12 protein-coding genes are annotated in these 14,338 nt (G+C 48.4%); 8 read left to right on the top strand and 4 right to left on the bottom strand.

What is annotated here, in order from left to right; genetic code table 11:
* Window positions 1–91: 91 nt before the first annotated feature.
* From BC792_RS10670 to BC792_RS18515, 3 genes are read right to left on the bottom strand one after another with little or no spacing between them, the layout of a single operon-like run.
* Window positions 92–1,999: a RagB/SusD family nutrient uptake outer membrane protein gene (locus BC792_RS10670; protein ID WP_148908997.1), complete on the bottom strand. Its 1,908-nt coding sequence runs from the start codon at window positions 1,997–1,999 to the stop codon at window positions 92–94.
* Window positions 2,000–2,010: 11 nt separating this feature from the next.
* Entirely contained in the window at window positions 2,011–4,086 is a 2,076-nt protein-coding gene (locus tag BC792_RS18510) for a SusC/RagA family TonB-linked outer membrane protein (protein WP_262713445.1), read from the bottom strand.
* Window positions 4,087–4,101: 15 nt separating this feature from the next.
* Window positions 4,102–5,178 (bottom strand): TonB-dependent receptor plug domain-containing protein, encoded by a 1,077-nt coding sequence (locus tag BC792_RS18515; RefSeq protein ID WP_211357525.1) that lies wholly within the window; start codon window positions 5,176–5,178, stop codon window positions 4,102–4,104.
* Window positions 5,179–5,498: 320 nt separating this feature from the next.
* Between BC792_RS18515 and BC792_RS10680 the strand changes: the two genes are divergently transcribed.
* The 6 genes from BC792_RS10680 to BC792_RS10705 all read left to right on the top strand — a co-directional run bounded on the left by BC792_RS10680 (window position 5,499) and on the right by BC792_RS10705 (window position 12,033).
* The gene (locus BC792_RS10680) at window positions 5,499–6,617 is read left to right on the top strand and encodes an NYN domain-containing protein (RefSeq protein ID WP_148908998.1); all 1,119 of its coding nucleotides are present in this window, start codon (window positions 5,499–5,501) and stop codon (window positions 6,615–6,617) included.
* A 520-nt stretch (window positions 6,618–7,137) separates the two neighbouring features.
* Complete coding sequence (locus tag BC792_RS10685) at window positions 7,138–7,737, top strand: DUF4202 domain-containing protein (RefSeq protein ID WP_148908999.1); 600 nt, start codon at window positions 7,138–7,140, stop codon at window positions 7,735–7,737.
* A gap of 151 nt (window positions 7,738–7,888) precedes the next feature.
* Window positions 7,889–9,040 (top strand): metallophosphoesterase family protein, encoded by a 1,152-nt coding sequence (locus BC792_RS10690; protein ID WP_148909000.1) that lies wholly within the window; start codon window positions 7,889–7,891, stop codon window positions 9,038–9,040.
* A gap of 283 nt (window positions 9,041–9,323) precedes the next feature.
* The gene (locus tag BC792_RS10695) at window positions 9,324–10,541 is read left to right on the top strand and encodes a DUF763 domain-containing protein (RefSeq protein WP_148909001.1); all 1,218 of its coding nucleotides are present in this window, start codon (window positions 9,324–9,326) and stop codon (window positions 10,539–10,541) included.
* Window positions 10,542–10,600: 59 nt separating this feature from the next.
* Window positions 10,601–11,131, top strand: a complete 531-nt coding sequence (locus BC792_RS10700; RefSeq protein WP_148909002.1) for a GNAT family N-acetyltransferase — start codon at window positions 10,601–10,603, stop codon at window positions 11,129–11,131.
* Window positions 11,132–11,217: 86 nt separating this feature from the next.
* Entirely contained in the window at window positions 11,218–12,033 is an 816-nt protein-coding gene (locus BC792_RS10705; RefSeq protein WP_246154995.1) for a DUF72 domain-containing protein, read from the top strand.
* Here BC792_RS10705 and lplA read toward each other — a convergent pair.
* Complete coding sequence (gene lplA / locus BC792_RS10710) at window positions 12,026–13,009, bottom strand: lipoate--protein ligase (protein WP_148909003.1); 984 nt, start codon at window positions 13,007–13,009, stop codon at window positions 12,026–12,028. The genes BC792_RS10705 and lplA overlap by 8 nt on opposite strands.
* A 205-nt stretch (window positions 13,010–13,214) precedes the next feature.
* Here lplA and BC792_RS10715 point away from each other — a divergent pair, with 205 nt between their 5' ends.
* Window positions 13,215–13,595 (top strand): diacylglycerol kinase family protein, encoded by a 381-nt coding sequence (locus BC792_RS10715; RefSeq protein WP_148909004.1) that lies wholly within the window; start codon window positions 13,215–13,217, stop codon window positions 13,593–13,595.
* 288 nt (window positions 13,596–13,883) lie between these two features.
* On the top strand, window positions 13,884–14,198 hold the full coding sequence (locus BC792_RS10720; protein WP_148909005.1) for a DUF2185 domain-containing protein: 315 nt from the start codon (window positions 13,884–13,886) through the stop codon (window positions 14,196–14,198).
* Window positions 14,199–14,338: the final 140 nt, after the last annotated feature.

Genomic DNA, 14,338 nt, shown 5'->3' on the forward strand with positions numbered 1-14,338 from the left:
AAGCCCGTTGACAATGATGCTTCGAGGTTTTATTCGCTACAGAGCGGCTCTACATAACTGTTTCTATTCTATATAGAGGACGAAAGAAAATCTAACTTTCGTCTTTTGGGCCCAATACAGTGTCCTCTTCAGGCACAACCAACGGCTTGACGTTCCTTTCTGCACCGGGATAGCCAATATTCTGGTTTATCCGTCCTTTGAGGTTAGTGTTGATCGCATTAGCCGGCACGGGCCACAATATGTGATGTACACTCACTTTATATTCGGCCCAAGCGTGTTTTACCCCCTTGTTATAAAAATTACTGCGTGAAACCACGCGATCATACCAGAAGTTAATACCTTCTTGTTTCACGTTGGCATTAGTTCCCCCCGGACCGCTGATCTGGTCGAGCTGATAGATGCGTCCGCCAAATATCTCGCACGGTCTTCCTGTGCGCGCATATGTATAGGCAATTCGCACGAGCTCTACATGCCTATTTTCCTCGTAGTATAATTCTCTTGCACGTTCGTCTAATATTTCGCCTATGTTGATGTGCGCTGCGGTCAAAGGCTCCGCTCCTGCGCGTGTACGTACCTCGTTCAGAGCCTCAGCAGCCAAACCCGGCTGATCTTTCCAATAGTAGCACTCGGCCAATAGCAGGTAAACCTCTGCCGAGCGATAGATGTACCATGGAGTCTCGCCTCCCGCCCAGGTCGTCTGTAATGGATCTGGGACGAAGACCTTGAAATGAGGCCACGAATACCACAGACGGATGGTGTCCTCGGGGCTCATGCTGGGGTTTTTAACAAGGTTTTTTCCGTACCAGGAATTTTTGCCTTTTAAACTTGGGTTATTATATTTTAAGTCCTCCATACGTTTCCAGCTATCTCTGTTATGCATTCCGCGGAGGTCGCGTCCCTCTTTGTCGGCCCGCCAGATCATGTTGCTGTAGTACCATGTCGGACGTAAGCGGCCGATACCCCGGCCATAGCTCTTGTTCAGATCGAGTGAAGGATCCGTTTCATCGGATGCAATAGCAACGCTGGTCCCCGTCGCGCCGTCGGGCGTACGTATACCGCCATTATTCCAAAACGGTACGGCGTTACGCATGGTCTGTATTCTGTCTGACCCTTCTGCCTCCGGGTACGCCACGACGTACATTAACCCTTCAGTATTGCTCATATCCAATTTAGCTTCTACACTGTGCAAATCGAACATGAGGTTGGTGTTTGGCTTGTTTCTGTTGGACGTAAAACGTGTTCGCATTAGGGGATGTTTTGCAACAATTTCCTTTCCCACGGTTATAGCACGATCGAAATCCGACAGCGCCATGGCGACCTTCATCAGCAGAACGCCGCACGCAGCTTTAGACGTACGCCCCCGATCGACGGACTCCGGAACCCACTGATATGCAAACTCGAGATCTTTTTTTAACCGCTCAAGGATACTCCAGCGATCGTAGGAATAGAAATCGTATTTAGGCTCATTGATCTCCCAATCCAGAAACGGTACATCTCCGAATTGATGAACAAGCTTGAAATAGCGATAAGCCCTTTGAAAATAAGCAGCGCCCAATATCGCATTCCGTTCCGCCTCATCTTTAAATGTGGCGTTATCAATACGGGCAATAATCAGGTTAGCATATTTGATACCTTTGTATCCCTCATACCAGTACCACCCGACGCGGGTGGTATTCTCGCTGTTTAAATTTGCGTCGGGAAGTAGGGCGATATCCATATTCATTTGAGGGCCGGCTTTGTCGGTTGTACCTTCTACCGCCACCTCTGACTGGATTATTTCCGTTAAAATGGGAGCACCGTCACCGAAAAATTCGTGTCTCATATTTCGCTCGCACGCAGTCAGCGCCGAGTACATGCCTTCTGCATTCGACAAAGCAACATCAGGTGCATAAAATGACAAGGGTTCAGGCTGCAACCAGTCTTTACCGCAACCCGCCGCTATTAATAGCGTGCCTATTCCTAAAACAATGTGATATATTAACGTGTTACTCGATTTCATATGCATAGGTATTAAAGTGAGAAATTAAGACTTAGATTATAGGTACGTGGCGTTGGACTACCGGCGGGATCGTTATCTCCATTGATTTTCCTTCCGGTCTCGGGATCACCGAAATTCCAGTGCGGAGCCCAAAAGACCGCGTTCCGAACAGCGGCAGACACACGTAAGCTACGCACTCTCAGCCGCTCCAGCAGCCTATTCGGTATCGCGTAGGAAAGGGTTACGTTTTCGAGACGCACAAAAGATTGATCTACGTAGTTATTTCCAATATTCTTGGATCCTATACGTGCATAGTTGTCAATAGGGTTGCTCTCTGTCCACCGATCCAGAACATAATCAGTAGCTCTATCAGGGAAGCTTGAGTTGTTGGCCGCCCTATTGAATGTTTCCGTCTGCCCCCAGTTGGAATAAATAAAGAACGATAAACTAAAATTTTGGTAGGTGAAATCATTGCGCCACGACCAGCGAAAACGCGGTGTTCGGTAACGTTGGAAAATACGATCTTCGTCCGACATGACGCCGTCCCCATTTTGATCTTTGTATTTGAAGTCGCCAGGCTGAAGGCCGAACTTGTCCGCTTCCGCTTCTTCATTGATTTGCCATACGCCAATGCGTTCATAGTCCCATATACGATCTGGATCTTGCCCGATAAACCATCTGTTTTTAATATCGTCAGCTTCGCGTTGTCCTATTACATTGCCGTGATCGTCGGTTATATCTACCATATCCCCATACAGGTGAACAATCTTTCGTCTATTTTGCATAAAGATAAACGACGTGTTCCAATTGAAGTTCTCCCTTCGTACGACATGGCCATTCAAGGTAAATTCAAAACCTGTGTTTTTAAGTTCGCCGAGGTTGGCGGCAACGCTATTAAAACCGATAATTTCAGGAAGTGCCCTATCTACTAGTAAGTCGTTAGTGGTAGCAGTGTAAACGTCAATGGCTCCACTTATTCTGTTTTGAAAGAGGCCGAAATCGATGCCTATATTATAGGATGACTTACTTTCCCATTTTAGGCCCAGATTAGCCATTCGATTAACGTACAGCTGGGAATATAGGTAAATATTTCCGCTTTGGTCGATATAGGGGTGCAAGCCCGATGTCATATCAGACAATGCCTCGTATTGACCGATGTCTCGATTGCCGTTTCGTCCCCAAGATAAGCGAAGTTTAGCGTGATCTAGCCAATTTTGGGTACCGGCCATAAACTCTTCTGAGGAAAAGTTCCATCCAAAAGCAAGGGCGGGGAAGGTGGCACGCGGATTTTGTGCTCCGAACGCAGAGTACCCATCTCGTCTAATGGAGGCCGTCAACATATATTTCTCACGGAATGAGTAAAATAAGCGGCCCATCAAAGCATCCCCTGTTCGGTAGGTATCGTTGCTTTCATTCAGTGGGACTGTACCGGCTTGTATGCGATGCCATCCTAACACATCGCTAGGGACGAAGTTGGAGCTTGTTGCTTTCGTTCGCCAGAATTGCCCTTTTTCAGCGTTTTGCAATAGTGTCACTTCCACTTGGTGACTGTCATCAAAGGTCTGCCGCCACCTTAAAACGTTATCAATTTGCCAGTTGTATGTACGTTCAAATGTCCGTTCCGCGCTCCCTCCTCGCGCCGCCCATTCAGGGTTCCTTGCCGAATCGTGGTTATAATATTCACGCCAAGCCAGCGAAGGTGTAAAGTTGGACTGAAACTCTATACCGAAGGGCAACGTCACGACGCCATAGAGCGTTGCATTGAGGGTGTTAGTGCGATCCACGCGGTCGCGATACAGGTTATCAAAGAATGGGTTCACTGGTGTAACATCTCCCGTGGGCAACCGCCGGTAAGGGCTGCTCAGATCGTCTATGTTGTTGGATCCGTATGGCGATATAATCGCGGATTGTCCCCAGTCTGCCTGTAAAAACCCTTCGTTCCGCGAAGCGAAATTCGTGTGCGTGCCCACTTTTAAGAAAGGGGTGATCGTGGTTTCCAGGTTTAAACGAGTACGGAAGTTCTTGAACCGATCACCAACAACAATGCCCTGTCGATCTACATGATTGAACGATAGGTAATAGTTCATATCTTCCTTTCTATTTGAAATACTCGCTGTATAATCCTACTGAAAGCCGCGCTGGAACACGAGATCTTGCCAATCGGTGATCTGGCCGGCGAGATAATTGTCAATCTCCGGTGTTTTCAGTTCCAGTCGTGATAGCCAGGTTCGTATAAGCTGTTCGTCGGTGACGGAGGTAACAAGCGTGTCGCGGTCGTAATTATACCAGTCCAGCGCGCTGACACCCGTCAACTTCCGCGGATCAACGAACATCTCTGGATATTGCTCATGGTAATCTTTGGTACGCCGGCCAACCTGGTAATCATATCGATAGGCCAAAAACTGCTCGCCAGACAACACTTTTGGGAACCGCGCATTTTCTACGAATCCTACGTTTGCGTTTACCGTAATCTGAGGCTTGCCTGTGCTCCCCTTTTTTGTTGTAATCAGAACAACGCCATTTGCTGCCTTAGCGCCGTAGACTGCTGTAGCACTCGCATCTTTTAAGATGTCGATCGATTGGATATCGTTAGGGTTAATATCGGCTAGCGTGCCGTCGAAAATGACGCCGTCTACGACATTCAAGGGACTGTTGCCCGCCTTCAGTGTACCACTCCCGCGCACGAGAAGCGTGGCGTCGCCCTTAGCTGACCGCCCCTGTCCTATTATCATTCCCGCAGCATTACCTCGCAGGAGATCCTGAATCGATCGCGGCGCCTCAGTCTCCAGTTTAGTTGCTTGTATAGAAGCCACTGCGCCGGTCAAGTCTTTACGCTTCGCTGTGCCATAACCGATGACGACAACTTCGTCAAGGTCTTCGCTAACTGCCGATAGCGTCACAGAAACTTCGTCTCTGTCTCCTACCTCGACGGTTTGTCCTACGTACCCTTTATAAGAGAAGGACAAAGTAACAGACGTCAGTTCTTGGGGGACCTGCAATACAAACCTTCCTTGGCTGTCAGTAGCACCGCCGATTTGAGTTCCCACCAAGATTACCGTTACGCCTTCGAGCGGCGTATTCTGTGCAGTGTGTACGTAGCCAGAGACGGTTCGATTGTTCTCCTGCGCTCGCGAGGGAAACAGTTGATGGACGAGCATCGACGTCCATAACAGGATGAATAGATTTCTGCTGCTTTTCATAAATAGATAGTTTATAATTAAATAATTTCAATAAGCAAGTCCTGCGTAAGCACGCGCCAATACTCTTCACAGTACAAAGCTGTATTGAGGTTTATAAGTTGTCCTTTTGGTTGCAATACAAGTATATTGATTATTCGGAGCGCCCGACAGGAATTCGAAAGGAATATTTACGAAAACGTTTTAGAAAGTTAATATGGCTTTTTCTAAACTTAGGCCCCTCCTATATTCCTAAATTTAGTGTGCTAACAAAAATTTGCACACCTTATCAGAATGGTGTAATTTGCGGAAAACGACAGAAAAATCGTGTAACTGACAAATGAATGGCACAGCAGAAAGACCTTAAAATAGCGATTCTTATCGATGCGGACAATGTATCGTCGAAGAAGATCGAAGAAATTATAAACGAAGTTAACCGATACGGCATCCCCACGATCAAGCGCATTTACGGCGACTGGACGAGGCCGTATGTGGAGAACTGGAAGAGCAGCCTGCTGACGCACGCCATCACGCCTATTCAGCAGTACAGCTACACCCAGGGCAAAAATTCGACAGACTCGGCGATGATCATTGATGCAATGGACATCCTGCATTCCGACCGTGTTGACGGCTTCTGTATCGTGTCCAGCGATAGCGACTTTACGCGGCTGGCGACGAGGCTTCGGGAGTCGGGCAAGCTCGTCATCGGCATTGGCGAACGCAAGACGCCAAAGCCTTTTATTGCTTCGTGCGATAAGTTTATATACGTTGAGATACTTGAAAAGATTGTTCCAGAGAAAAAAGTAGAGAAGAAAGCTGCAAACACCAACCACACTGCAAAAGCGCCGGTAACGGAGGAAACGCCTCCTAACCTGTTGGATGAGGATACGCTGCTGCTATTAAAGGACGCTGTCGACGATACGGCCGATGAAAGCGGCTGGGCCTTTCTCGGCGAAATAGGAAGTTTGATTATTAAACGCAAACCCGACTTTGACGCCAGAAACTATGGGTTCGAGAAGATATCCCACCTCTTTAAATCGAGAAAGGAAGACTTTGAAATCGACGAGCGCACAACGGAAAAGTCGAAAATCAAGCTGTATTATATCCGGAATATCATTAATAGGCCGCCGCATCCAGTATCATCGACGGTGAAATCAGTACCGGAAAAAAATGAATCGGTTATCGTCCCTTCTCCAGGCAATAAAATTACGGCAGACGACGTCAAAAAAAACCAGATCCGCATCACCAAGGATCTGAAGGCGCTCTTTCCTACAAAGACCAGAAAGGTGAAGGTTGTCATTAAAAATGAATATGAATGTCGCTTTTCTTTCCGCGAAAACCGCTCGCATGTGCTGAGCTTGGGAAAACAGGCTGCCGTGGAGCTCGGCTTGTCGGAGGGGGCCTCGTTTCAGCTAACAAAGGTCGATGAATTCCTGTACCGGATAGAAAAGATAAGGCCGTAAGAAATGCGAGGCGTCACAGGAGTCATATCAACAGGCTCCATCGCCGGAAGGCCGTCTGCGAGGTTTAAGGCATTCGCCGAGGTATTTACTGCGTTCGCCGATCATAAATAGGGTCCTGTCTAATTATCGTGTTTCGATATCGCGCCTCCACTTATCTTTGATCCGTACCCATTTAGTAGCTGGGTACTTGTTTCAATGTGGAGTATCGCCCGATACTCATGTTTAGTTAAGTCTATAGCCCGCATCCGCGGGCTTTTTTTTGACAATCCTGTGGTGAAAGCGGAAGTCGAAAGTTGCGATATGCAAGCAGCGAAGTGTCAGACGAAGTAGACGGGTTAACGCGGTTAAAAGTGTTTAATTATCTACGCAACAAGAAACCGTACAAGCTTATAACGCCCACGAATCACGATTGCGCACAAAACCACTTTTTTACTATCTTTACCTTTACAGTATATGGCATAGAAGATTATTTGGAATGTGCGCCATTTAGCCCATTTTTAGAACCAAAGTAACATAAGACATGGATCCACGGATAGAACAAGCACTTCATTTGTTTGATGCATACAATAAACAAGACCCACAGCTTTTCTTTTGGCAGGGGGCACACTACCCCCAGGAGTATTTCCTAGCCCAAAAACTGTACGAGTGGGTATTAAAATTAAATCCGGAAGCAGGCGACGCGCTGATTCTGGCTTCGAGAAGCCAACATATCGGACGATGGGAAATTCCGCGGGATAGCTTTCCGTTAGACAAAAGCGGCTACCTACTTTGGAGAAAGACGCTGGCCTCCCACCACGCAACAAAAGCTGGAGACATCTTGCGACATCTATCGTTTTCCGACGATCTTGTTGAGCGTGTTCAGGAGATAATTCTTAAGAAAAAAATTAAAGTAAACCCCGATGTCCAAACGATGGAAAACGCGCTATGCCTCGTCTTCCTGGAATACCAATACGAGGCATTCTTTCCCAAACACAGGGACAAGATTGTGCAAATCCTTCGAAAGTCACTGCTAAAAATGGATGGCGAGGGCCATCGGTTTGCGCTGACGTTGTCTTTTTCCGAGGAAGGATTCTCTTATATCCAGGACGCACTCTCGTTACTGGGTGAAAAAGCGGGCTAAGCAACAGAAGCAGGATTATGGAATCCCAAAACAACGTTCTATAGTTCGATGCACCTGCTGCCCCGAATAACAACGGGCAGCGACAGCTTAGGCCTCACTAAGGTGCCGAAAACTTAACATTGGATTAACTGCTCTTTACTATTTTTGCACTATGAAAGATCTGCGCTATACCCGTCCGATTGTTCTGAAAGATGTCCCTGACGATTCCCATAATTTTAAGCCACTTCCTGTACCGTCGGGCTCCTACCCTTACCGACTAGCTTTGCAGGAGGTGCTACAGACGCCACTCCACGCGTTGGCGCGCCGTATGAGTTTCCATATGGTGGGTGATACGGGTAGCGCCAGGCATTCCGATTTTCAGGCGGTGATCGCTACCGCTATGGTTCAGCAGACGGATGGCATTGAGAACAAGCCCTCCTTTCTGTACCATCTTGGCGATATTGTCTACAATCACGGTGAAGCCCATGAGTATCCAGCACAATTTCTAAAACATTACGAAGACTATCCGGCACCTATTTTTGCTATTGCGGGCAATCACGACGGTGATATCAACCCCCATACGGAGGTTCCTTACCAAAGTCTGGACGCTTTTATGGATGTATTCTGTGACACGCAGCGCCGGCCAATAGGCTTCGGGATGGGCAGTAAGAGGCTTAGCATGATCCAGCCCAATGTGTATTGGACATTAGAGACCCCTTTAGCACGCTTTATCGGGCTGTATGCAAACGTGACAAAACACGGCATTATAACGGAAGAACAGCGGCAGTGGTTTCTGTCGGAATTGACGCATGCAGAGGAGCACCGCGGAGAGCAGGCCATCATTGTATGCATTCACCATGCACCCTACTCAGCCGACACCAACCACGGTTCCAGCTTAGCGATGATCAGCTTTCTGGAAAGCGCCTTTGAGGCCACCGGGGTACGGCCTGATGCCGTGTTCAGCGGTCACGTACACAACTATCAGCGTTTTGAAAGGAAAGAGGAGGACGGCCATATAACGCCGTATATCGTTTCGGGAGCCGGCGGCTATGCAGACCTCCATACCATCGCCTGTACGGACAACCCGCGGGTAGGTAGTCTACCCGGCCGGGACGACATTGAGCTTGTTGCCTATTGCGACCGCCACTTTGGATTTCTGCATATGACGATTGAACGGGTAAAGGAGGAACTGCAGCTTGTGGGCAAATACTACTGTCTTCCCGAAGTTTTCACAAAGCCGGAACTGATGCAGGCTACATTATACGACCAGTTTACCATTCCACTGAAGCGTACGCGGCCGGCCTACAACAGGTTTGCGGAGTAATATTGTTCGTCTCCCCCCATCGGAATAAGTCGGGGGAAGGCAACGCAGTTCGGCGCAGCTTATCGGATTAGCTTCTTTGTCAAATCTACTTGGAACGGCCATCTTCTTCCTAAAACTCCTCCCCGTAGCCTGCCAGCACCTCGTCCTTTTCAGTCAGATCCGCCCCTTCGAAGCGTGCTGCCCCGAAGTAGGGATCGATCGCGGTTTTTAAACAGTTCCGGTAGGTATTCTTGAAAACCCGTACATTTTTTTGTAAGTTTGTGCTAACAATTTTAGCACAAACATGAAACGGTCCGGGACTGCTGATCTACCGCTGCACTATGGCAAGGTGCCCCCATGGTTATATGAGCGCATGACATTGTTGGGCGGATCGATTGTCGAGTGCATTTTGATGGACTACGGCAAGAAGGAGGTACTTCGCCGTCTAGCAGACCCGTTCTGGTTTCAGAGCTTCGGGGCTGTGCTGGGCATGGACTGGCATTCTTCAGGGATTACCACTTCGGTCATGGGAGCTTTAAAAAGAGCGATCAATCCGCACGCGGCAGCCCTTGGTATATATATTTGCGGAGGAAAGGGAAAATTCTCGCGTGATACGCCGGCGGAGTTATTACACATTGCCGATAAAACGGGTTTGGATGGGCATACACTGATACGCGCCAGCAAGCTCGCCGCCAAGGTAGACAATACCGCAATTCAGGATGGCTATCAGCTGTATCTTCACAACTTTGTTCTGTCTGATGACGGCGATTGGGCTGTCGTGCAACAAGGTATGCATGGACACGACGGTACGGCCCGGCGTTACCATTGGCTATCCGAAAGTATGACTTCTTTTATCGAAGAGCCGCACACGGGGATCAGCGGATTGTCCCAGGGACGCATTCTCAACCTGACGGCTTCTGAAGCGGCGGCAAACCGCGCCGGCATTCTCGACATAGCACGACAGGATCCGGCAGAGATCATAAAGGGCTTTACCCGGCTTATTATGCCGTCATATCATGATGTCCGTTCGTCGGATGTTGACTTAAAACGTCTGGGCGCGCTCCTATACGTTACGCGGGAGGCGCCTATCGACCGGTTCGAAGACCTGCTGCTGTTACGCGGAGTCGGCCCCCGCACGCTGCAGTCGCTGGCCCTGGTAAGCGAAGTCATACACGGGGCTCCGGCACGGTTTGCCGATCCGGCACGGTTTTCCTTTGCCCATGGGGGTAAAGACGGTCATCCCTTCCCTGTGCCTATCAACGTGTATGACCAGAGTATCGAGTTGCTAAAAAAGGGGATCGAGCAGTCCAAACTAGGAAACGCTGAAAAACGCAGAACGCTGAACAAGCTACATCAGACCGTATTACGGGCAGAACAGCACTTTACGCCGCAGTTTGACGTGCAGCAGGTTATCGAACAGGAAAGACGGGATTCCTGGAAATATGGAGGCAAAACAGTGATGGGCGACGCGAAGAAAGACCTTATTCCGATTAAATCCGGGACGCAATTGACACTGTTCTAATACGTGAAAAGGAACATGCAGTACGGCCTTCCATTTATACCGAATTTATTTTTAACCCCATGAATAACGAATTTGAAATTATCACCGTTTCTTCAGTCGACGATGACCTCTGTACGGGTTTAGCCCTGCTTACGATAAATGTTGTTAAGCAAGGCGCATCCGTCGGCTTTATGGATGATCTGACGATGGAACAGGCTCAAAATTTCTGGAAAAAGATATTCGGCCGCGTCGCACGCGACGAGGTCGTCCTGTTTGCTGCGAGACATGTACCATCCCGGCAGATTGTTGGAACGGTTCAACTGGCTGTTGACCTGCCGCCCAACCAACCGCACCGCGGAGATGTCGCCAAGATGCTTGTACATAGCGCATACAGGAGGCGAGGTATAGCTTCCCGGCTGCTCAGCACATTGGAAATCGAGGCCCGTGAACGAAGCCGGCATATCCTTGTTCTGGATACCGTGACAGAAAGCCCAGCTTACTATCTATATCTAAAGTACGGGTGGCAGGTTGTCGGCAATATTCCGGAGTATGCACTGTTCCCCAATGGACAGTACTGCAGCACAACCTATTTTTATAAAAAGCTAAATTGAGCTTGTGTAAACGAAAGCGCAGCGAGCGCGTTTTAACAAAAACAGCGCAGTTGCGAAGGTTACGCAGGATGTAACCTTGGCTCAACATGCAACATTCGGATTGTAAATTTAACTATCAAATGGCTTCTTTTTTCTCAGGTACAAGTGGCATTCTCCTGCCGTATAAAAACAAAACATTTTATCCGGTGGAGTGGCAAGCCAAAAGCCGGCTGGAGGTGTATGGTTTACTCCATAATTCGGTGGAGGTAAACAGCACTTTTTATAAAATCCCCCGCGTCCATACGATCGTCCGCTGGGCTACGGAAGTTCCCAGGGATTTTAGATTTACATTCAAACTGTGGAAAGGTATTACCCATAATAAATCGCTTCACTTTGATGAAGCGGATGTCCGGCTCTTTATGGAGACCATCAACGGGATAGACACGAACCGCGGATGTTTGCTCATCCAGCTACCGCCATCGACCGGCTTTGCGTGTGTCGCGCAGCTAGATCGACTATTGAGCTGCATCTCGGACCTGAACACCGCCGGCTGGCGCGTATGTGTGGAGTTCCGGAATAGGACGTGGCACCGTTCCGAATGCGTCGAACTACTGTCGGCATATGGAGCCAGTTTGGTTTTGCACGACAAGGGGGGCATGGGTGTGGACATAGATCAGGCTGCCGGAGATACTGTTTATCTGCGGTTTCACGGCCCTGATGGTAACTATCGAAGTAGTTATGACGAAGCTTTTTTAAAGGAATACAGCTTGTATATCGCCGGCTGGCTGGCAGAGGGCAAGGAGGTATATGTCTACTTCAACAACACCATTGGCGACGCATTGGCAAACTTAAATCTGCTCGTTGCGTATGTGGACGAAGAATGGCCGGCGGGCCGTGGTGGGGCGCCCACCGGCGCTATTTAAACAGCTCAATGATTTCTGTCTTTTTTACATTACCAAAATAGGCTGATAGGTCAATATTATCCAGCAGGGAGGCAAGGGTTGCTATATCATGCCGTTGCCCAAGCAGCTTTTCCTCCAGCTCTTCTATAGGGTGCGATGCAAAAAAGTCGCCGAAGATCTTAGCGTGCACGATGTAGCCATTGTGCACGTCGAGATGCAATTCAATAAATCCTGCCGGGATTTTGATTGCCTGCCGGAAATTATAGTTGGGTGAAAATCCGTAGTTCCATTCCCATGTGCTGTATTTTCGGATAACGAGCTCTTCCACAGCGCGCTTATCTTCCTCTGTGAACGTGTACATCTGTGCCGCCGGGTTGTTGGACAGCATTTCATCAAGAAGCAGCTGCTTAAAAGATGCTATTGTTGTACCTTCGGGAAAGTAGCTCACGAGATTGACCACGCGGGCCCGGTTAGACTTGACAGCCTTGTCTACGAATTTCAGTGGGTTGACTTTCAGCGCATCGGCTAGGACATCCATACGTGAATCGAACAAAATCGTTCCGTGTTGAACCATCTTGCCATTTTTTACAAACTTGGCGTTGCCACTGAACTTTTTGCCCTCCACGAGCAGGTCGTTTCTTCCCTCCAATCGTGCTCCTATACCCAATTTGTTCAATAGCCGGAGAACAGGTTCGGTAAAAGCAGAAAAGTCCATAAAGTCGTTTCCGCCTGATAAAGTGTGAAAAGAAAAGTTTAAATTTCCGAGATCATGGTATACCGAGCCTCCGCCCGAGAGCCTCCTGACGACCTTGATGTCATTCTCACGGACGTAGTCCAGATTGATTTCGGCCATTGTATTCTGGAACTTGCCGACGATGATGGAGGGGGCATTGATATATAACAGAAAGATATCTTCGCGTGGATATTTTTGCAATAGGTACTCCTCCGAAGCGATATTGAAATAAGCGTCATGATAAGGTGAATCGATAATAAGCATACCTGTTCTATGAAAGTGTTTTATAAAAATAGGAAGTTTTTGGCATTGTTTCCGTCCGACGGCAGCGAAGCCGATGCCAGCAGTTCGCCGTAGGTCTTTTTTTGGTTATCTTTATGAGGACCTCCATGTAAGTTCCTGCCTGCAGAGCGGTAATACGAAGCAGATGGAGCCTACCACCTGGGTACCAGCAACAAACTAAATGACTATGAAAGAGCAGCCATTTTCTTTTTCGGATAGGATCAAAAGCTTTACACATGCCTTCGCGGGTATGAAGATATTTTTCGTGGAGCATAACGCAAGGATACATGTGGCGGCCGCCGTGGTGGTGCTCGTCGCCGGCTTCGTCCTGGGACTTTCGGCCTATGAGTGGACGGCAATTGTGTTTGCCATTGGTTTGGTGCTGGTGTCCGAAATATGGAATACGGCCATCGAACATATGGCAGATTTCATGACACAGGAGTGCAATCCACGGATAAAAAGAATAAAAGATCTCGGAGCCGCCGGGGTACTTCTTTCTGCGTTATTTGCCGTTGCTGTGGGATTGATCGTCTTTTTGCCCAAGCTATCAGCTCTGTTGTTTCCCTAGTGCGTAACTTTACAATTAAATTACTATCGCTCCCCCATGTTGGCATTGCTATTGCAGGTATTTACACGATTTATAATTTTTAGGTTTAATAATGGTTAGTTTAATAGACTCCTGTAAGTTCCCGCTTCAGGAGTTTGTTTTTGGCTGGCGGTGTTGTCCGGATGATCCCGCCTAACCGTGGGGATAGCCGTCCCGGCTACCTGCGGACGGGGCCGTAACGGCCGCGGCGCAGCAGATAAAGAAATCCTTTCGGGCTCTCCGTGGTTCTTATAGAAAATAAGGTCGGCCATGAAAAAGAATGAAATGGAATTAGCAGACACAAAACAGACGGCACCTTCAGGGAGTTGCCTTGTCTCCGACACAATTCTGACCGGGGGAATGCCCGTCGGATACATGTTCCGGGAAAAACCGCATCATGAGTCCGACAGCGGCTGGCGCTTCTTTGCCAGTGCTTATGACGATCATCAGGAGCTCGTTCCGGTAGGCGACATCCGTGCCGTTGCAGACCTCGACAGTTCGGTTATTCCGTATCTGGACAATCCTATAGGCAGTGAATTCGAACGCGTCGATGGAACCGACAAATTCGTTTTTATAGAAGAGTAGATTGGACGGCATCGGTCAATATTACATCTTTCCTTGTTGTGCGGGCGGCATCCTTGTATTTTACATGAATAATTGATAAATTAGCGATAGCCGTCCGGAGGTGTGACGAACGGCGCTATTAGCAAGCCAATTCACATAAC

It is taken from the genome of Sphingobacterium allocomposti (assembly GCF_008124885.1).
Lineage (GTDB): Bacteria > Bacteroidota > Bacteroidia > Sphingobacteriales > Sphingobacteriaceae > Sphingobacterium > Sphingobacterium allocomposti.

What these genes read in the sequence shown, in the direction of transcription:
- BC792_RS10670 (WP_148908997.1), bottom strand. Translation starts at nt 1,999, where the DNA reads ATGAAATCGAGTAACACGTTAATATATCACATTGTTTTAGGAATAGGC.
- BC792_RS18515 (WP_211357525.1), bottom strand. Translation starts at nt 5,178, where the DNA reads ATGAAAAGCAGCAGAAATCTATTCATCCTGTTATGGACGTCGATGCTC.
- BC792_RS10680 (WP_148908998.1), top strand. Translation starts at nt 5,499, where the DNA reads ATGGCACAGCAGAAAGACCTTAAAATAGCGATTCTTATCGATGCGGAC.
- BC792_RS10685 (WP_148908999.1), top strand. Translation starts at nt 7,138, where the DNA reads ATGGATCCACGGATAGAACAAGCACTTCATTTGTTTGATGCATACAAT.
- BC792_RS10690 (WP_148909000.1), top strand. Translation starts at nt 7,889, where the DNA reads ATGAAAGATCTGCGCTATACCCGTCCGATTGTTCTGAAAGATGTCCCT.
- BC792_RS10695 (WP_148909001.1), top strand. Translation starts at nt 9,324, where the DNA reads ATGAAACGGTCCGGGACTGCTGATCTACCGCTGCACTATGGCAAGGTG.
- BC792_RS10700 (WP_148909002.1), top strand. Translation starts at nt 10,601, where the DNA reads ATGAATAACGAATTTGAAATTATCACCGTTTCTTCAGTCGACGATGAC.
- BC792_RS10705 (WP_246154995.1), top strand. Translation starts at nt 11,218, where the DNA reads ATGCAACATTCGGATTGTAAATTTAACTATCAAATGGCTTCTTTTTTC.
- lplA (WP_148909003.1), bottom strand. Translation starts at nt 13,009, where the DNA reads ATGCTTATTATCGATTCACCTTATCATGACGCTTATTTCAATATCGCT.
- BC792_RS10715 (WP_148909004.1), top strand. Translation starts at nt 13,215, where the DNA reads ATGAAAGAGCAGCCATTTTCTTTTTCGGATAGGATCAAAAGCTTTACA.
- BC792_RS10720 (WP_148909005.1), top strand. Translation starts at nt 13,884, where the DNA reads ATGAAAAAGAATGAAATGGAATTAGCAGACACAAAACAGACGGCACCT.